This is a genomic window from Streptomonospora sediminis, from assembly GCF_054778995.1.
The window spans coordinates 1-18,787 of record NZ_BAAGYZ010000071.1; the positions used below are offsets into that span (position 1 = coordinate 1).

General features: G+C 71.8%; 13 protein-coding genes. 5 read left to right on the forward strand and 8 right to left on the reverse strand.

Annotated features, from left to right (window positions below):
• Positions 1-95: 95 nt before the first annotated feature.
• Positions 96-980, forward strand: a complete 885-nt coding sequence (locus tag ACYVD5_RS14340; protein ID WP_461001527.1) for an MmyB family transcriptional regulator — start codon at positions 96-98, stop codon at positions 978-980.
• Between the two features lie 258 nt (positions 981-1,238).
• On the opposite strand, the gene ACYVD5_RS14345 is transcribed toward ACYVD5_RS14340, so the two are convergent.
• From ACYVD5_RS14345 to ACYVD5_RS14360, 4 genes are all read right to left on the reverse strand, one after another.
• Entirely contained in the window at positions 1,239-3,119 is a 1,881-nt protein-coding gene (locus ACYVD5_RS14345) for a protein kinase domain-containing protein (RefSeq protein WP_461001528.1), read from the reverse strand.
• Between the two features lie 165 nt (positions 3,120-3,284).
• Positions 3,285-4,652 carry an MFS transporter gene (locus ACYVD5_RS14350; protein ID WP_461001529.1) on the reverse strand — a complete coding sequence of 456 codons (1,368 nt, stop codon included), beginning with the start codon at positions 4,650-4,652 and terminating at the stop codon, positions 3,285-3,287.
• 133 nt (positions 4,653-4,785) lie between these two features.
• The gene (locus tag ACYVD5_RS14355) at positions 4,786-5,580 is read right to left on the reverse strand and encodes an alpha/beta hydrolase (RefSeq protein ID WP_461001530.1); all 795 of its coding nucleotides are present in this window, start codon (positions 5,578-5,580) and stop codon (positions 4,786-4,788) included.
• Between the two features lie 141 nt (positions 5,581-5,721).
• The gene (locus ACYVD5_RS14360) at positions 5,722-6,486 is read right to left on the reverse strand and encodes a lysostaphin resistance A-like protein (RefSeq protein WP_461001531.1); all 765 of its coding nucleotides are present in this window, start codon (positions 6,484-6,486) and stop codon (positions 5,722-5,724) included.
• Positions 6,487-6,823: 337 nt separating this feature from the next.
• Between ACYVD5_RS14360 and ACYVD5_RS14365 the strand changes: the two genes are divergently transcribed.
• Positions 6,824-8,983 carry an elongation factor G-like protein EF-G2 gene (locus tag ACYVD5_RS14365; RefSeq protein ID WP_461001532.1) on the forward strand — a complete coding sequence of 720 codons (2,160 nt, stop codon included), beginning with the start codon at positions 6,824-6,826 and terminating at the stop codon, positions 8,981-8,983.
• Positions 8,984-9,043: 60 nt separating this feature from the next.
• Here ACYVD5_RS14365 and ACYVD5_RS14370 read toward each other — a convergent pair whose 3' ends face one another.
• The 3 genes from ACYVD5_RS14370 to ACYVD5_RS14380 all read right to left on the reverse strand — a co-directional run bounded on the left by ACYVD5_RS14370 (position 9,044) and on the right by ACYVD5_RS14380 (position 13,384).
• Positions 9,044-9,982, reverse strand: coding sequence for a threonine ammonia-lyase (locus tag ACYVD5_RS14370; RefSeq protein ID WP_461001533.1), 939 nt, complete (start codon positions 9,980-9,982; stop codon positions 9,044-9,046).
• Positions 9,983-10,145: 163 nt separating this feature from the next.
• The gene (locus ACYVD5_RS14375; RefSeq protein WP_461001534.1) at positions 10,146-10,964 is read right to left on the reverse strand and encodes a M48 family metallopeptidase; all 819 of its coding nucleotides are present in this window, start codon (positions 10,962-10,964) and stop codon (positions 10,146-10,148) included.
• Between the two features lie 77 nt (positions 10,965-11,041).
• Positions 11,042-13,384: an amidohydrolase gene (locus ACYVD5_RS14380; RefSeq protein ID WP_461001535.1), complete on the reverse strand. Its 2,343-nt coding sequence runs from the start codon at positions 13,382-13,384 to the stop codon at positions 11,042-11,044.
• Between the two features lie 609 nt (positions 13,385-13,993).
• Here ACYVD5_RS14380 and ACYVD5_RS14385 point away from each other — a divergent pair.
• Positions 13,994-15,130, forward strand: coding sequence for an acyltransferase family protein (locus tag ACYVD5_RS14385; RefSeq protein WP_461001536.1), 1,137 nt, complete (start codon positions 13,994-13,996; stop codon positions 15,128-15,130).
• A gap of 92 nt (positions 15,131-15,222) precedes the next feature.
• On the opposite strand, the gene ACYVD5_RS14390 is transcribed toward ACYVD5_RS14385, so the two are convergent.
• Positions 15,223-16,257, reverse strand: a complete 1,035-nt coding sequence (locus ACYVD5_RS14390) for a CDP-alcohol phosphatidyltransferase family protein (RefSeq protein ID WP_461001537.1) — start codon at positions 16,255-16,257, stop codon at positions 15,223-15,225.
• A gap of 243 nt (positions 16,258-16,500) precedes the next feature.
• Here ACYVD5_RS14390 and ACYVD5_RS14395 point away from each other — a divergent pair, with 243 nt between their 5' ends.
• Both ACYVD5_RS14395 and ACYVD5_RS14400 read left to right on the forward strand, forming a co-directional pair.
• Entirely contained in the window at positions 16,501-17,940 is a 1,440-nt protein-coding gene (locus tag ACYVD5_RS14395) for a GuaB1 family IMP dehydrogenase-related protein (protein WP_461001538.1), read from the forward strand.
• A gap of 502 nt (positions 17,941-18,442) precedes the next feature.
• Positions 18,443-18,787, forward strand: a 345-nt coding sequence (locus ACYVD5_RS14400) for a DUF3592 domain-containing protein (protein ID WP_461001539.1), incomplete at its 3' end; no start/stop codon positions are given.

Below are 18,787 nucleotides of genomic sequence, written 5' to 3' on the forward strand. Positions count from 1 at the left end.
CGTGAGACAGGGCCGGGTCCTTCACTTCGACGCCGCAGCCTCACGAAAGATCGAGGCTAGACTGCGGGACCGGCTTACGGCGAGGGGTGGCCACGATGGATCTACGCACCGAGATCCGGGAGTTTCTCAGCTCGCGTCGCGCCCGCATCGCACCCGGGCAGGCGGGCCTGCCCGCTTACGGCGGCAACCGCCGGGTCAAAGGTTTGCGCCGCGAGGAGGTAGCGCTGCTGGCGGGGGTATCGGTCGACTACTACGTGCGCATGGAACGCGGCAGCCTCGCCGGTGCCTCCGATGGGGTGCTCGACGCGTTGGCCGCTGCCTTGCAACTCGACGAGGCCGAGCGCGACCACCTGTTCCACCTCGCGCGCCAATCCACGGCGCCCAGCGGCCCACGTCGGCGCAGGTCTGCCGTGACGGTGCGCTCGACGCTGCAGCAGGTGCTCGACGCGATCTCCGATGCGCCGGCCTGGATCGGCAACAGCCGTTATGACGTGCTCGCCATGAACCAGCTCGCTCGCGCGCTGTATTCACCGGTGCTGGCCGATCCGCGACGACCCGCCAACACAGCGCGGTTCGTCTATCTAAACTCCGAGGCGGCCAGGGATTTCTTTGCCGACTACGACCAAATTGTCGGTGACGTGGCCGCGAAGCTGCGCATGGAAGCCGGCCGCAATCCGCACGACGAGGAGCTGATCGCCCTAGTCGGCGAACTGTCAACGTGCAGTGAGCTATTTCGGCAGCGGTGGGCATCTCAGGACGTGCGGCTGCACCGGTCCGGCCGCAAACGTATGCGCCATCCGATCGTGGGCAAGCTCGACTTGGACGTCGAATCCCTGGAACTGCCCGCCGAACCCGGACTGCACCTCAACATCTACACCGCACCCGCGGGCACACCGACCGCCGATAATGTGGCGCTCCTGGCGTCGTGGGCGGCCACCCAACAGACGCTGGCGACCGAGATCGACGCACACAACGGATAGTCCAATCCGTCAACCAAGATATTCAGCGGACCACGGCGTCGGGCAATAATCCGCTGGAAAGGTTCGCAAGGCACTTCTTCGCCTGGAAACCATTTACCGGCATCAAGCAGATGGATCCGGGGCGAGACATCGCGGTACAGATCAGGCCCCGGCGGTCTTGCCGGGGCCTGACTTGTACTAGAACCGGTTCCACCGTATCGCCGTCCTCGGCCGTCCTCCGCCGGGCGCGGTGCTTCGCCGCCGCTGGGCGGCGCCGGGTCAGTCAAGGGCCGACCAGTTGCGGAGGGGTTCGGGACCGTGGAGCACCGTGTCCTCGTAGGAGGTATCGGCGACGCCGATCTTCATGTACTGGTCGCCCGCGAATGCCCAGTACTGGTTCCGCTCGTTCGGTACCGGCATCACCGCGTCGATCCCCTGACCGGACGAGGCGAACTCGCTCAAGGTGGACCAGGCATCGAGGTTCGCCGGGCCGATGGTGGCGCTGCCGCCGGGGCCTTCGCCGTCAAGCGTGGTGCGCACGTACTGGTCGCCGACGAACACCCAGTACTGGCTGGGGTCGTCCGGCGTGGGCATCACCGCGTCGATCCCGTCGTGGGCAAGCCCTCCGAAAGCGCTCTCCCAGTCGCTGATCGGGTTCGGCCCCGCCACCAGCGTGTCATCGAACGAGTCTTCGGCACCGGCGATCCGGATTCGGATGTACCGGCTCCCGGAGAACACCCAGTATTCGTTTCCGAGCCCGGGGACACGCAGCACCGCGTCTATCTTGTCCTGGAATCCCGGCAGGTTCGCGAACGTGTCATCCCATGATTTGAGCGGCGAGATCTCCGTCCGGCGCTGTCCGACCGGATACCCCGAGGCGGCAATGCCGCCCCGGATGTAGTGATCGCCGGAGAACATCCAGTATTCGTCCGACGTGCGGGTGTTCGGGGCACCGGGAATCGGCATTACCGCATCGGTGCGGGTGGGGCCGGCGGCAGGCACGGAATCGGGGCTCGCGGACGGTTCCGCGGCATCCGCCGTGCCCTCCGCGGGATCGGGGGTGTCGCCTCCGGAATCCGGCTTCTGCTCCTTGGCACTCGCAGTCTCCGCGGCGGGGATCTCCGATTCCGCCGCGGTGCCCGCCGTTCCGGCCGTATCGGTCCCGCCCCAGCGGCTCGCGAACGCACCCCCGGCGATGGCGACGGCGATCACGACGGCGGCCGAAAGTGCCGCCAAGCCCAGCCGGCGGCGGCGCCGAGCGGCGCCGGCTTCCGCCGCCCCCGCTCCACCTGATTCACCCGCTGTCCCCCCTCCACCCGCCGGACGGTCATGCGCGGCCGACCCCGTTGCGGTGAGGGACCGCAGCTCCTCGCTCGCCTCCGCGACGGAAGGGCGGTCGGCCGGGTTCTTCCGCAGCAGCGCCTCAAGCAGCGGCCGCAGCGGTCCGGCCTCGGGCGGTATGTCCGGCTCCTCCGCTGCGACCGCGTGCAGTGTGCCGGCGGGTTCGGGACGGGCGAACGGAGTACGGCCGGAGAGCAGCACACACAGCGTGACGCCGAGTGAGAACAGGTCACTGGGCGGTCCGGATGTCTGGCCGGAGAGCCTTTCCGGGGCGATGTAACCGAGCGAACCCACCACCGCGCCGGTCTCCGTCAGCGATTCGGTCCCGCTCAGCGCAGCGATACCGAAGTCGCACAGCACCACTCCGCCGTCGGGGCGCAGCAGGACGTTGCCCGGTTTGATGTCCCGATGCAACACGCCGGCGGCGTGTACGGCGTCGAGAGCGCCGAGGAGTTGCAGGCCGATCCCGGCTGCGTCGGCGTGGCCCATCGGGCCGCCGGCGTTGACACGTTCCTTCAGCGATGGCCCGTCGACAAGCTCCATCACCAGCCACAGCCGCTCGCCATCGTCCACCAGGTCATAGACGTTGACCACGTTCGGGTGCGTTATCCGGGCAATGGTGTACGCCTCCCGGCGCACCCGGGCCGCTTGCGTGGCGTACTCCGCCCCCTTGGCTCCGAGCAGCATTTCTTTGGCCGCGACAACGCGGTCCAAAAGTTGATCTTTCGCCCGCCACACGGTTCCCATGCCGCCACTGCCGAGACGGTCCAGCAACAAGTACCGTTCGGAAAGCACCCGTGATGCGTCGTTGTCAGTCATCGGAAGCAGAATACTGAATATCCGGATCTGCTGAAACAGAGGGCGTCAGCGCCCGATTGCCGGGTTGCCCCGACTCCTGGGTGCAAAAGCGAATTCAGTGTACCGATTCGGACCGGAGACCGCTCTGACCGGGAAATACCCGCGTCCCGGTTTCCCGCTCGCCCCTCAGTGCGAACGGCGGGCCAAGGCCGCTGCCGCTGGGAGGCAGGCTGCTAGGGCGGCGCTCGTGATTGCGAAGGCGGGGCCGTAGCCCGCCGCCTGGATGGCCAGGCCCAGGAGGAGTGCACCCAGGCCCGTGCCCGCGTCCAATCCGATGTTCCATACCGCGCTGGCCGTGCCGTAGGCGCGGGTGCCGGCTCGGTGGAACATGGTGACGAGGGTGTCGTTCTGCACGGCGCCGAAACCCGCGCCGAACAGGGCGGCGCCGCCTATGGCCGCCGCCGAGCCCAGGAGCCCGGGACCGGACCAGTCCGCGCCCGCCGGCCACAGGGCCGCTGCGGTCAGGGCGATACCGGCCGCGGCGGCGATACTGCCGGGCACCAGCAGCACCGGCCGCCGCCTGCGGTCGCTGAGCGCGCCCGCCGCCCAGCGGCCGCACACCGACAGCGCACCGAACACCAGCAGCGCGGCGAAGACCACCGTGGAGGCGCCGGCGAGCGGGATGGACAGGAAAGTCAGGATCGCGCTGGAGGCGATCGCCGGCACCAGCATCGCCAGCAGCGGGATACCCAACCGCGCGTGCAGCCGGAAGCCGCTCGGCCGCACTCCGCCTCCGCCTCCGGCTCCGGCTCCGGCTCCGGCTCCGGCTCCGGCTCCGGCTCCGGCAGCCGCATTCTCCCCGCCGGCCGCGGCGGCCGCATCAGCGCCATCGGCCCCGCCGGCCCGGCCGCTATCACTGCCGCGCATGCCGGTGCCGTCGCCGGCAAGGACCCAGATCCCCGCGGCGGCCGCCGCTCCCAGCACCGGGCCGATCGCGGCGATCCAGAACACCGTTGCGAACCCGAGGTTGAGCGCCGCCCACACACCGGTCGGCAGGAACACGGCGTTGGGCAGTCCCACCGCCAGACCGTAGTACCCGGCGGCGCGGCCGAGTTGTTCGGGCAGCGCCAGCCGGGCGGCCAGCGCCGAGCCGGACACCGTCACCATGCCGAATCCGGCCCCGCGTAGCGCCGACACGGCCAGCAGCGGCCCGATGTCGTTCGCCAGCAGCAGCAGCGGGGTCGGCACCCCCATCAGCAGGGCGCCGACCGGGAAGGTCCACCGGTAGCCGCCGCGGTCGAGCACCCAGGGCATGGCCAGTTGGGTCAGCACCGTGGTGAGCATGAAGACCGACGTGGTCGACCCCGCGCCCAGCTCGTCCGCGCCGCCGCGGGTTGCCCAGAGCGGGACGATGGGCAGCAGCAGGACGAATCCGGTGAAGGTGAGCGCGGTCGCCATCACGAGCAGCCGGAACGCCCACCCGTTCAGCCCGAGGTGCCGCCCGCCGGGCCGACCCGGCCCCGGATTCATCCGGACATCGGAGGTGTGTGCCATTGGTTCTTTCTACCCCAGCGGCCGGCACCGCGGCGACGGCGCCGATACGGCGGGCGGACGGTGCAGCGGCGGTACAAGGGCACGGACCGCTCCCCCGCCGCAACCGCTCCGGGGCAGGCGGCCCTACCCCGGCTCAGCCGGTGTCTTCGGCCGGGGCCGTGTGCGGCCGCAGCCACCGTGCGACCCGTTCGGCGCGTTCCGGTGTCATCGCGCGCTCGGCGTGGCCCATACCCGGTTCGATCCACAGGTCCTTGGGTTCGGGTGCCGCGGCGTAGAGGTTCTCGGCGTGCTCGATGGGGAAATAGGTGTCGGCGTCCCCGTGCACCACCAGCAGCGGGGCGGCGAGGTCGGGGGCCAGTTCGGTGGGGTCGGGCGGCACGGGGTCCCATTGGCTGTCGATGACGCGTACCCGGCGGGCCACGCGCAGGAACCACCGGCCGATGGGCCGTTCGATGCCGAAGTGCAGCAGCTGCATCCGCCGGGTGCCGCGGTAGTACCACATGCCGGGCCCGCTGACCGCCACCACCGCGCTGACTCCGCCGAACAGGGCGGCATGGCGCACGGCCACCGCCGCGCCCATGGAGAACCCGATGGTGGCGATGCTGGTGTAGCCCAAGCCGCGCAGGTGCGCGCAGACGGCTTCCAAGTCGTGCACTTCCAGGTTGCCGACCGTGCAGCGGCCACCGGATTCGAAATGGCCGCGGAAGTCGAAGGCCATTACGTCGGCGGTCGGCAGCATGCGCTCGGCGATGCGCTGCGTTCCCTGGCTGCGCCAGGTGCCGGTGAACCCGTTGGCCAGGACGACCGCGGTGGTGCGGTCCGTGTCGCCGCGCATCAGCGCCGAGTCGAGGTCGATTCCGTCGGAGGTCGTGAGCCGCCGCCGTTCCGGTTCGGATAACGGGGCGGAGCGGTAGAGCGCATCGGTCACCCCACCATCGTGCCCGATCGCCTTCTGCGTAGGGAGGGCGGTAGGCGCGAAGGGCTCACCGGGTGCAGGCACCACCGCGGTGCACGTCGGGGCTCCCCGCGCTCACCCGTGCACCGCTGCCAGCCCGCCGGCCGCACGTGCCTACACCGCGCGGGCGCGGTGGCGCCGCCCGCTGCCGGTGAGCAGCAGGGAACGTACCTCCAGCGCGACGTGCAGCACGATGGGTAGGAGCAGGCTGCCCGTGCCCAGGTAGATCACCATGAACAGCGCGCCCAGCAGCCCGGGGCCGACAAGGCCCCACCAGCCCTGGTAGAGGTGGGCGAGCACGAACAGCACCCACGCCACGGCAGCAGCCAGCCACACCGGGAGTCCCAGCGAGACGCCGAAGGCCACGAGCAGACCGCGGTAGAGCAGTTCCTCGCACACCCCGGCGGTGACCGCGAGCCCGCCCGCCGCCTGCCGTTCGCGCCGGGTGCGCGGCGCCACCACGCTCATGGCCTGCCCGGGGTCGGGCGCCGGCGGTAGCGGGGCGGTCCCCGGGGCCCCGCCGCGGTTGCCCCGGTCGCGGGTGATCAACCAGACGATGAGCAGCGCGAGGCAGAAGCCCAGGACCGCCGCCAGCAGCGGCACCCACGCAACGGGGGCGCGCAGCCCCAGGTGGGCAAGCGAGAGGTCGGGCGCAAGCAGCATGATCGCGGCGATGACCGCGACCCAGCCCAGGTGCACCCCCATCGCCAGCCGGTAGAAGCGGATGAGGGCGCGGGGGTCGCTGTCGCGGTCGCGCCGCAGTTTGGCGAAGGCGCGCCAGCCCAGTAGCGGTTCGCCTACCGCCGCGTATCCGACCAGTACGAACGCCAAGGCGCCGGCGATGAGGCCGAACTGGGGAACGCTATCGGTCCAGAGCACGGCCATACCCTAAGAGATCCCCGCACCGCTTCCGCACATTCCGGACGATCTCTGCGCCATTACCCACTGCATCCGGCGTCCGAATCCCCGGTGCCCTGGGCGTTTCCGATGCTTCCGGTACTGTTCACGCCGATTCCGCCCCCCGGCGTGTTGCCAAAACGCCTCTTGTGATATCGGCCGCAACGGGTGACCGTAGAGAGTGTTCCGCGCCACAGCGAGCGCGGTATCGGCGACCAGCCGCGCGGCCGCCCGCACGGGCTTCCGGTGCCCGTCCGATCCACCGCGCGGCCCGGGCCTGCGGGCGAACGGCCCGGACGAGGAAGAAAGGTGGCAGAGCATGGCGGACAGATCCGGTCCAGCGACCACCGGCAGGGCTCCCAGGGCCGACCACCCGGCACAGATACGCAACGTCGTGCTGGTCGGCCCGTCCGGAGCCGGAAAGACCACCCTGACCGAAGCTCTTTTGCACGCCTCCGGCGCGATCAACCGCATGGGCCGCGTCGAGGACGGTACAACGGTCAGCGACTACGACGGCGCCGAAGTGCGGCAGAAGCGGTCGGTCAACCTGTCCGTGGCGCCGGTCGTATCGGCCGGGACCAAGGTGAACCTCCTGGACACCCCCGGTTACGCCGATTTCGTCGGCGACCTGCGCGCGGGGCTGCGCGCCGCCGACGCCGCGCTGTTCGTGGTGTCGGCGGTCGACGGCATCGACGGGCGCACCGAGCTGCTGTGGGAGGAGTGCGCCGCGATCGGTATCCCGCGCGCGGTCGCCGTCACCAAGATCGACCACCACCGCGCCGACGTCGACGGCGTCGTTGAACAGTGCCGCGCGGCGTTCGGCCCCGGCGTGCTGCCCGCCTACGTGCCCGAGTTCTCCGGCGACGGCGACAACCGCACGGTGCAGGGGCTGATGGGGCTGATCTCGGGGCGCTACTACGACTACTCGGGCGGCACCCGCACCGAGGCAGAGCCGCCCGATGGCCTGGCCGAACGGGCCGCGCCGATGCGCGACGCGCTGATCGAGGGGGTGATCCAGGAGAGCGAGGACGAGACCCTCATGGACCGCTACATGGCGGGCGAGGCCCTGGATCCGGCCATGCTGATCGCCGATTTGGAGGCCGCCGTCGCGCGGGCGGGTTTCTACCCGGTGCTGGCGGTCTCGGCGCTGCGCGGCGCGGGCATACCCGAACTGCTGGAGGAGCTGCCCCGGGCGACCCCGGCTCCCACCGAGCGCCCGCTGCCCGAGGTCGCCACCGCGGACGGCGGCCCGGCCGGCGGCCTGTCCTGCGACCCGGACGGCCCGCTGCTGGCCGAGGTGGTCAAGACCATCAGCGACCCGTATGTGGGGCGGGTCAGCCTGGTGCGGGTGTTCAGCGGAACCCTGCGGCCCGACTCGGTGGTGCACGTGTGCGGGCACGGCCTGGCCGACCGGGGCCACGAGGACCACGACGTCGACGAGCGCATCGGCGCGCTGCTGGCCCCGCTGGGCAAGCACAGCGAACCGGTGGGCGAGATCGTCTCCGGCGACGTGTGCGCCGTCGCCAAGCTGACCCGGGCCGAGACCGGCGACACTCTCTCGGCCAAGGAGCGCCCGCTGCGGATGCCGCCGTGGACGTTCCCGGATCCGCTGCTGCCGGTGGCGGTGCGGGCCGCGTCAAAGTCCGACGAGGACAAGCTGGCCCAGGCGATCGGGCGGCTGGCCTCGGAGGACGTCACCCTGCGCGTCGAGGTCAACCCGGAGACCCACCAGCTGGTGCTGTGGTGCATGGGCGAGGCCCACCTCGACCTGGCATTGGACCGGCTCGCCACGCGCCACGGGGTCGCGGTCGAGACCGAGGAGGTCCGCGTGCCGCTGCGCGAGACCTTTGCCGAACCCGCCGAGGGTATGGGCCGCAACGTCAAGCAGAGCGGCGGCCACGGCGAGTACGGCATCTGCCGCATCCAGGTCGAGCCGCTGCCGTCGGGCGGCGGGCTGGAGTTCGTCGACCGGATCGTGGGGGGTGTCGTGCCGCGCCAGTTCATCCCGTCGGTTGAGAAGGGCATCCGCTCGCAGATGGAGAGCGGTGTGCAGTCCGGCTACCCGCTGGTGGATATCCGCGTCACGCTCTACGACGGCAAGGCGCACTCGGTGGACTCCTCCGACATGGCCTTCCAGAAGGCGGGGCGGCTGGCGCTGAAGGACGCCGCCGAGAAGTGCCGGCTGTCGATGCTGGAGCCGATCGACGAGTTGGCCGTGCTGATCGCCGAGGAGTACATGGGTGCGGTGATGAGCGACCTGTCGGCGCGCCGCGGCCGGGTGGTGGGCACCGAGCCGATGGACAACGGGCGCACGCTGATCCGCGCCGAGATCCCGCAGCTGGAGATCGCCCGCTACGCGATCGACCTGCGCTCCATCTCGCACGGCACGGGCACGTTCACCCGGTCCTACCTGCGCCACGAGCCGCTGCCGGCCCACCTCGCCGAGCGCTACACCCGGGCGCTGGCCGGTTCGGCGTAGCGGCCGGGGTCCGCCCCGCCCGCGGCAGGGGCGGGGCGGTCACCGGCATGCGGGCGCGGCTCAGAGCGACCCGGCCAGATCGGGTGCGAAGTTGCTGCCCGTCAGCACGGTGCCCACCCTGGCGCCGGGGATGTCCCGCGCGGCGATGGCCGCGACGCCAGCGGCGGCCGAGGGCTCCACGATCAGCCCGAGGGTGTCGCGCAGCAGCCGCAGCGCCGTGCGGATCTCGGCGTCGTCGACGAGCACCACGTCGTCCACGACGCCGCACATCCACTCGACCGCCGCGGCGACCGGCACCCGCACCGCGAGGCCGTCGGCGGCGGTGTCGGCGCGCTCGGTGGCGACCGGCCGGCCGGCGCGCCAGCTCTGCATCATCGCGGGCGCGCCGGCGGGGCACACCCCGATGACCCGGGTGCCTTCGGCGCGGGCCTTCAGCCACCGGCCGATCCCCGAGATGAGCGCGCCGTTGCCGACCGGCACCACGACGGCGTCCAGTCCCAGCGGGGCGATTTCGGCGCCGATGGTGCCGGCGCCCTCGGCGATCTGCGGTTGGTGGCCGTCCTCGATGTACACGCAGTCCGGGCGCCCGCGGGCGTAGTCGGCCGCGGCCTGTTTGGCGGTGTCGAAATCGGCGCCGTCGACCACGACCCGGGCACCGGATTCGCGCATCCGGGCGATCTTCAGCGGATTGGCGGTTTCGGCGGCGAAGACGTGGACGCCGAGCCCGCGCCGCCTCGCCGCATGGGCGACCGCCAGCCCGAAATTGCCGGCCGAGGCGCACACAACGGCGCGTTTCTCGGCGGTGTCGTGCAGCAGGAAGTCGGCGCCGCGGCCCTTGAAGGAGCGTACGGGGTTGAGGGTCTCGATTTTGAGCAGGGTTTCGCGTCCCAGGCTGCGGGAGACGGATTGGTCGAAAATCTGCGGCGTATCCCGGAAGACCGGGTCGATCACGCGGGACGCCGTTTCGATCCGTGTTAACTGCAGGGTCTCGATCGACATGTGCGCATGTTAGAGGCCTCCGATTGCGTGCACGCTAACGGGATTCCCGAAAGCCGCATTCGGCCGCGAACCAAAACCCGGTCCGGTACCGGTACGCGCGGAAATTCCGGTATGCGGGGCGGGCCGGTCCGGAGCGGGGTTGCCGGCCGATGCGCTGCGGCGCTCACAGCAGCCGGCCCGGCCGCGACCGGTCGGTGAGCGCCTCGAACCGCCAGGTGTTGACCGGGTGGCTCGACAGCAGGTTCACCAGCATCACGAACAGCCCCTGGTCGGTCTGGGCCCGCGCGGCGATGTCGGCGAAGTCGACGTCGCGGTAGAGGTACTTGCCGGCGGCGAGCACCCGCAGGCCCTGCATCCCCTCGGGGCAGAACTCGTAGGCGTGGCTGTCGGCCGTGTACTCCTGCGCCCGGCTCAGGGTCGCGCCGATGCCCGGGATGATGTCGGCCACCGACACCCCGAACTGGCGCCAGAACGAGGTGTGCCCGGCTGCGATGTGGCCGACCTCGTGGCCGATGATGAACCGCAGCGCGTCGGGGTCGGCCAGGCGCCCGCCCACTTCGAACAGGTCGCTGTGCACCGCCACGAACCGGCGCGAGCCGTGCCCGGACGCAAAGGCGTTGATGTGGCCGTTGCCCAGCACCACGTAGGCGTCGGGCACCTGCGGCAGGTCGAACGCGCGCGCCGCGTCGACGACCATCCGGTGCGCCTCGGGGAACTGCTCCGCGGAGATCCGCACACCGTTGACCCGCTGGCGCGCATACAGCTGCCCGCGGACGAAGAACACCACCGCGGGGATGGCCAGCACCAGCAGCGGCTGGCCGGTGTCGCCGTCCAAGGCACGGTTGACGGCACCGGTGACGGCGAGCGCCGTGATGGCCAGGCACACCAGCAGCGCCGTGTTCTCGCGCGGGTGGCGCAGCGCGCGGGTGCGCTGCGGATCGCCCCACCGCGCCAGGAACATGCGCCGGTGCTGCGGCCACATCGTCCGCTTCTGTGGTGACAGCCCCATGTGGCAACGCCCCGCCCAGCCGCCCGCCCCCGTTGTGTCCGCGCCTTACGCTACAACCGGTACGGCGGATCCGGCGGCGGATCCGCCGGGGAATCCTGCCCCGGTTGCCCGGGCTGCTGCGGATCGTAGTACTGCGGATCGGGCGGATCCTGCGGGTGCTGCGCGTTCCGCTGGTCCTGCGGTCCCTGCGGTCCCTGCGGCCCCTGCGGGTCGTGCGGCTGGGCCGGGTGGCCGCCGGTACCGGGGTCGCGCTCGGTGGAGTAGGGCACCGCGCCCGGAGGCGGCGGCGGGGCCGAGACGGGCGGCCCTTGCGGCGGAGGTGCGGAAATGGGCGGTCCGGCCGGCGGCGGTGCCGGGGGTCCCTGCAGCGGCGGGCCCGCAGGCGGCGGACCGTAGCCGGGCTGCTCCTGGTCGAAGGCGGGCGCCGGGTCGTAGCCGGGCGCGGGCCCGTAGGAGGGCGCCGGGTCGTCGGCGTCGTCCAGGTAGCGGTCCATATCGGTGTAGGCGGTGGACTCGCCCTCGTCGTCGTCGGGCTCGGGGGCGCCGGCGGGCTCGGGGCCGGGTTGGCCGTCGGGACGGCTCTCGGACCGGCCGTCCCAGTGGCCGCCGCTTTCGGGAGCGCCGGCGGGCGGCCCGGGCGGGTAGGCGGCGGTCGGCGGCACCGGGCCCGCGGGCGGCGGGAACTCGCCGAACGGCTGCCCGGCGGGCGGCGCCGCGGCATGCCCCGCAGGAGGCGGTCCGGCGGGCGGGGCGGCAGGAGGCCCGGCGGGCGGGCCGGCCGGCGGCGGTGCGGAGCCGGGTTCGGCGAAGGGTGCCGGGGCCTCGCCTTGGGAACCGGAGTCTTGGGGCCCGAAGTCTTGAGGGCCGTACGCACCGGGGTACCCGCCGCCCTCGCCGGGACCCGACAGCGCGGGCACCGGCGGCGGGGCGGACTGCTGGTAGGGGCCCTGGTAGGGATCCTGCATCTCGCCGGAACCGGTCGGCGCGTGCATTGCGGCCTGCCCGCCGGTCGCCGCCGTCTGCGCGCCGGTCGGTGCCGCCTGGCCGCCGGTCGGCGCGGCCCGGCCGTCCGCGGGGGCAGCGGACTCGGGCGTACCCAGGTAGGTCAGGGCGCCAAGCGACAGCGCGGTCAGCCCGGCGCGCAGCGTGGACTCGCGGTCGGGCGCGAAGAACGGCGAATGGGTCGCGGGGACGCCCATCAGCTTCTCGTACGGGGTCTCGCCGGGCGCGGACTCCCACACGTCGTGGGGTGTCGCGCCCAGGAACCAGTACACGTAGGGCACCGGAGCGGGGTCGCCCGGCAGGCCGAAGGCGGGGAAGTCCTCGCTGCCGGTGATCGGCTCGGGCAGCTCGATGATGTAGTCGTCGCCGAAGTAGGCGCGGTGGGCTGAGACCACCTCGGCGGTGGCCGCGGGCTCGTTGGCGGTCACCCCGGTTTCGCGGGCGGCGGTGATCTCGGGTTCGCGCTGGGCGCCGGAGGCGGCGGCCTCGGCGCGGACGATGCGGTCGATGGCGCTGTGCAGGCGCTCGGCAACGGCCGGGTTCAGCGCGCGGGTGTCGATCTCCAGGTACGCCTCTTCGGGGATGACGTTGTGCTTGGTGCCGGCGCGCAGCACGCCCACGGTCACCACCGCCATCTCGCTGGGGCTGATCTCGCGCGCCACGATGGTCTGCAGCCGGGTGACGATGTTGGCGGCGATCAGCACCGGGTCGACGGTGTTCTCCGGACGCGAGGCGTGCCCGCCGGATCCGAACACCCGCACCTGCAGGTTGGTGGACGCGGCCATGATGGTGCCCGCGCGGTGCGCCACCATGCCGGCGGGCTGGGGGCCGAGGTGCTGGGCGAGGACGACGTCGGGGCGGCCGTAGCGGGTATAGAGGCCGTCGCGCAGCATGGCGATGGCGCCGTCGAGGGTCTCCTCACCCGGCTGGGCCACCACCATCAGGGTGCCGCGCCATTCGCCGCGGGCCTCGGCGAGCAGGTCGGCGGTGCCGACCAGGCATGCGGTGTGCGCATCGTGGCCGCAGGCGTGCATGATCGGCACGTCGTGGCCGGAGTCGTCGCGCCCCCGGGCGGTGCTGGCGTAGGGCAGCCCGGTGCGTTCCTGGACCGGCAGCGCGTCCATGTCGGCGCGCAGCAGCACCGTGGGGCCGTCGCCGTTGCGCAGCACGCCCACGACGCCGGTGCCGCCGACGCCGGTCTCGACCTCGAAGCCCGCCCGGGTCAGCCACTCGGCGACGGCACCGGCGGTGCGGTGCTCCTGGTGGGAGAGCTCGGGGTTCTTGTGCAGGTCGACGTAGAAGCCCTCCACCAGCGGGAAGACCTCGTCGACGAGCCGCATCACCGCGCCACCGTGCTCGGCGACACGCTGGGGATCGACCGCATGCGGCATCGCTTCCACCGCCTTCGTCTCTGTGGGCTGGGAGCGATCTCTCGCCCGGTTTGTCGCTTCCGGCGTGCGATCGCAGCGCCGATTGTCCCGCTCGCCCGGGCGAATCTCAAACCTCGCCCAGCGGGGGCACATGACCATGCACCCTATCCGCGCCGCCGAGGAGAGCCGCCGCCCCGCCCGGTGCACGCGGCGCAAAGGCGGCGGTTGCGGGGGATCCCGCCGCTGCCGGGGCCATGCGCAGCCGGGCGGAACGGCCGTTCAGGTTTCCCAGCTTATTCCCAGCTTACGACCCCGGCATGTTATCGTCCTGAGACCGGATTCCCCCGCCCCCATCAGCACGTATCACTCAGGAACACCGGACACCCACGCCCCGCGGTGGATCTGATCCCTGGCGGCGGATAGGATCCGTTCCCAGGGTTCTCGGTTTTCTCAGTGTTTTCCAAGCTTTCCGCACAGTTCTCCACGAAGAACCCACCCAGCATCGAAGTTGCGCGCCGGCCCGTTGCCGAGGGCCGCGCCGCCTCCGCGGCGGCGCGGCGGCCGCCGTCCCCCACGTTCCGCGGTCCGGCGCTGCTCTTACGGCCCCGACAACGGCGACTCGGAGACCACGTGGCCACCACCACCATCGAACGACCGCGCCGCCTGCGCGGCAGCCCTGCCCCCGGCGACAAGCGCGACTCGCTCCTGGACAACGCGAAGTTCCTGCTGATCGTGCTGGTCGTCGTCGGGCACGCCATCGAGCCGCTGACCGACGGCACCCGCCTGGCCAACGCCGCCTACTTCTGGATCTACCTGTTCCACATGCCGGCGTTCGTGCTGATCAGCGGCTACCTGTCGAAGTCCTTCGACGGCTCGAAACGCCGGATCGACAAGCTGCTGACCACGGTCGCCGCGCCCTACCTGGTCTTCTGGGCGATCTATGCGCTGCTGTCGTGGGCGGTCGGGCGCGACCTGCCCGACAGCCCGCTGGAACCGCTGTGGCTGACCTGGTTTCTGGCCGCACTGTTCGTGTGGCGGCTGACCGTACCGGTGTGGAACCGCCTCCGGTGGCCGTTCGCGGTCTCGGTGGGGGTCTCGCTGCTCGGCGGGCTCGTGGCCACCGGCGATGTGCTGGCCGTCTCGCGCATCATCAGCCTGCTGCCGTTCTTCGTGGCCGGCCTCATGCTGCAGCCGCACCACCTGGCGCTGCTCAAGCAGACGTGGGTGCGGGTGTGGAGCGCCGGGGTCGTGCTGGCCACCGCCGCGATGTGCTTCTTCTACCTGGAGCAGCTCAGCCGCGAGTGGGTGTACTGGCGCGAGAGCCTGGTCGACCGCGACATGGACCTGCTGCCGGTGGGCGTCCCCGGGCGGCTGCTGTTCCTGGTGCTGGCCTTCGCGCTGACCGCGGCGGTGCTCTCGCTCACCCCGCGCCGCACCACCCACTTCACCCGCCTGGGCGCGCTGACCATGTACGTGTTCCTGCTGCACGGCCTGCTCGTACGCGGCGCCGACGCGCTGGGCTGGTACGACTTCGCCGACAACGCGCTCGGCGGGCACCTGGCGTTCGCCGCCACCTCGGCCGCGGCGGTGGGCGCGTCCTATCTGCTGTGCGCACCGTGGGTCCGGGCCGCCACCCGCTGGGCGGTCGAGCCGCCCGCGGGCTGGGCACTGCGCAGCGCGCGGGCGGGCGGCGACACCGCTCCCGCCGCGGGCGGCGAGGGCGGGCGGCGCACCGACCCTGCAGAAATGCCCAGGTTTCACAGCTGAGACAGGCATTTCTGCATGATCATCAACAGGAACCCGACATAACGGGCGCACCGCACCGGCCCTGCTAACCCCGGGGCGCCCGGCCGGCGGTGTCAGCCGTCCTGGCCGGTGCTGCGCAGCCGGGCGATCTCCGCCGAGAAGTCGCGGGTGGCCAGCCACAGCTTGTAGACGATGAGGAGCTCGAACGCGGCCAGCGCTGCGCACGAGAACACGATCACCGGCACGACCAGGTCGGCGCCGGGCACGGCGAGCGAGGCCGCAGCGGTCAGCGGAGCGACCACGCACACGAACATCTCGAACTCGATACCGCTGAACAGGTGCGGCCGAACCCGGCTGCGCAGCAGCGCCGCACGCAGCCGCCCGTACCAGCCGAACTTGCGGGTGAAACCCTGGTGCACGTCGATGACCCGGGCACCGGATTCGGCCGAGCGGGCGTGGGCCTGGTCGTGGTCCAGTTCGGGGTTGTCCCGCAGCACCTCTTCCACGAAAACGACGGGCGCGCCGGCACCGCCGTCGTCGTCGCCCGCAGCGCCGGCGCCCGCACCGGCACCCGGGCCGGTGTCGGTCTCGGTGCTCTCGGGGTCATCGGCCGCGGCCGGCTCGGCCCCATGGCCTTCGGCGGCGGCGCGGAGCTGGGTGCGCATGGTCTGGCGGGTCTTGCCCACCTGGGAGCCGTTGAGGTAGCGCAGCAGGTCCAGGAACGTCACCACCGGCGCCAGCAGCAGATACAGCACCTCGCCGGTGAGCGCCCACTGGCCGACCAGCAGGGCCAGCACGGCACCGAAGAACCGGATGCGGTCGAATACGAAGTCGACCCACTGGCCGAAGACCGACCCATTGCCCTTCAACCGCGCGATCTTGCCGTCCATGCAGTCGAACACGAAGCTGAGGTGGAACAGCAGCGCGCCTGCGACGAGCCACGGCCACTCGCCCAGCGCGAAGCACACCACCGAGCCCGCGCCGAGCACGCCCGCACCGAAAGTGATCTGGTTGGGCGTGATGGAGGTGCGGTTGGCGGTCCACACCACCAGCGGCGCCGCCAGCGGGTCGACCAGGAAGACCGTCCACCAGGCGTCGCGGCTCTTGTAGGTGCGCTCGCGGACGTCCGCGAGGGTAAAGCTCGTCATCTCGTCTCCTGCAATGCTTCCCGCCGGCGCCGGCGTCCGCCGCAGACGGCGCTGCGTCTCGCCGCATACAACGGCGGCCGGGGCGGGAAGGGAGTGGGTCAGCCGCAAGATCATGCCAGACGCCATGTCGTCCGGGCCAATCAACGCGGTGATAATTGTGGAGTAAGGGGGGTTGTCGCCGGTCCGGCCCTTGTTGTCCGGTCCGGGCGCCGCTCCCGCAACGGCACCGACCGAGGTAGAGGCGTGCGCTTTCTCAACGACCAGGTCCCCGACCACGAGCTGACCTACAGCGACGTGTTCATGGTTCCGCGGCACTCGGCCGTGGGCTCGCGGCTGGATGTCGACCTGCGGACCCAGGACGCAACGGGGACGACCATTCCCATCGTAGTCGCGAACATGACCGCGGTCGCCGGACGCCGGATGGCCGAGACCATCGCGCGCCGCGGCGGTCTGGCGGTACTTCCCCAGGACATCCCGATCGACGTCGTCGCCGAGGTGGTCTCCTGGGTCAAGCAGCGCGACCTGCTGTACGACACCGCCATCACACTCGCTCCCGAAAGCACGGTCGGCGAAGCGCTGAACCTGCTGCCCAAACGGGCGCACAACGCCGTGATCGTCATCGACGGCGGCCGGCGCCCCGTTGGCGTGGTCACCGACGCCGACTGCGTCGGGGTCGACCGCTTCACCCAGGTGCGCGAGGTCATGTCGCGCGACCTGCTGACCGTCCCGCAAGGCACCGACCCCAAGGAGGCGTTCGGTTCGCTGCACGACTTCCGGCACCGCCTGGCGCCGGTCGTCGACGGCGACGGCGCCCTGACCGGGGTGCTCACCCGCACCGGCGCGCTGCGCGCCACGCTCTACGACCCGGCCACCGACGCGCAGGGCCGGCTGCGGGTGGGCGCCGCTGTGGGCGTCAACGGCGATGTGGCCGCCAAGGCCGCCGATCTGATCGAGGCCGGCGCCGACGTGCTGGTCATCGACACCGCCCACGGCCACCAGGACAAGATGCTCGCCGCGCTTCGCAAGATCCGCGCGCTCGACCCGGCGGTACCGCTGGTGGCCGGCAACGTGGTCTCCGCCGAAGGCACCCGCGACCTGATCGAGGCCGGCGCCGACATCGTCAAGGTCGGCGTTGGCCCGGGGGCGATGTGCACGACCCGGATGATGACCGCGGTCGGGCGCCCCCAGTTCTCCGCCGTGCTGGAGTGCGCCGCAACGGCCCGCGAGCTCGGCGCCTCGGTGTGGGCCGACGGCGGTGTGCGCCACCCGCGCGACGTTGCGCTGGCGCTGGCGGCGGGTGCCTCCAACGTGATGATCGGCTCCTGGTTCGCGGGCACCTACGAGTCGCCGGGCGATGTCACCCGCGACGCCCAGGGGCGGATGTACAAGGAGAGCTTCGGCATGGCCTCGGCGCGCGCGGTGCGGCTGCGCACCTTCGAGGACTCGCCGTTCGACCGGGCGCGCAAGGCCCTGTTCGAGGAGGGGATCTCGACCGCGCGGATGTACCTGGACGAGACCCGCCCGGGAGTGGAGGACCTGGTCGACGAGATCGTCGCGGGCGTGCGCAGCTCCATGACCTACGCCGGGGCGGCCACGTTGGAGGAGTTCCACGAGCGGGCCACCGTGGGTGTGCAGAGCGCCGCGGGCTACAGCGAAGGCCAGCCGGTGCCCACCAGCTGGTAAGCCCGGACCGGCGGTGCCGGCGCGCGGCCGCGGATCGCAGCGAACGGCGGCCGGCCGCCGGGAAGGGCGGCGGTGAGCCGACGGCGGGCCGCTCCCGGCCTATGCAGACCGGGTGCGGTCCGCCGCTCGGCGGAGGGACTGGAGCGCGCCCAGCCCAGCCCCCCGTCTTCACCTTCCGGCCGGTCGCGCATCCCCGTACGATGCGGCTCCGTCCGTATCGAAAAGGCTAGGGGCCGGCGCCGCTGCCGGTCATCGCCCCGCGGACGTATTCGCCGTAACCCCAAAAGAGGGTTGCGGTGTCCTCCGCTGGTCGTAGGGGAGCGGCCGGAGGCCGCATTGCGCCACTGCACTCCCGCCACATTCGCCCCTCTTCCGTACCGGGGGGTCTTCGATACGGTATCGGCAGCGCCGCGGGCGGACCGCTGCCGCGCACCCGTACGCGGCCGCTTGGGGCGGCGCCGGCCCGTCCGGACGAGACAGCGAAACGGAGCCGACCGTGGCCGTGGCGAACCTCTACCCGCTGGTGCCGATCGGCGCCGGGCTGGTGATGCTCGGGATCCTCTTCCGCCACCTGCGCTTCTCGATGTACCTCGCGATCCACGGCGCGCGTACCGAGGCCGAGATCGTCGGCTACCGCGAAACCCGGACCTCTGCGTCGATGATCGTCCGGTTCACCACCCCCGACGGCCGCGAGGTGCACGCGGCCCACGAGAACACCGGCTGGACCGCCTCGCGCAGCGGCGACATCGTCACCGTCTCCTACGATCCCGGCGCGCCGGAGCGGGCGCGCATCGTCACGGCGCCGTGGCTGAGCAACTACGTACTGATCCTCTTCGGTGTGCTGGGG

Excerpts from the sequence above, each read along its gene's own strand:
- ACYVD5_RS14345 (WP_461001528.1), bottom strand. The coding sequence starts at position 3,119 with ATGACTGACAACGACGCATCACGGGTGCTTTCCGAACGGTACTTGTTG.
- ACYVD5_RS14390 (WP_461001537.1), bottom strand. The coding sequence starts at position 16,257 with ATGACGAGCTTTACCCTCGCGGACGTCCGCGAGCGCACCTACAAGAGC.
- ACYVD5_RS14370 (WP_461001533.1), bottom strand. The coding sequence starts at position 9,982 with ATGTCGATCGAGACCCTGCAGTTAACACGGATCGAAACGGCGTCCCGC.
- ACYVD5_RS14350 (WP_461001529.1), bottom strand. The coding sequence starts at position 4,652 with ATGGCACACACCTCCGATGTCCGGATGAATCCGGGGCCGGGTCGGCCC.
- ACYVD5_RS14375 (WP_461001534.1), bottom strand. The coding sequence starts at position 10,964 with ATGTGGCCGCAGCACCGGCGCATGTTCCTGGCGCGGTGGGGCGATCCG.
- ACYVD5_RS14365 (WP_461001532.1), top strand. The coding sequence starts at position 6,824 with ATGGCGGACAGATCCGGTCCAGCGACCACCGGCAGGGCTCCCAGGGCC.
- ACYVD5_RS14340 (WP_461001527.1), top strand. The coding sequence starts at position 96 with ATGGATCTACGCACCGAGATCCGGGAGTTTCTCAGCTCGCGTCGCGCC.
- ACYVD5_RS14380 (WP_461001535.1), bottom strand. The coding sequence starts at position 13,384 with ATGCCGCATGCGGTCGATCCCCAGCGTGTCGCCGAGCACGGTGGCGCG.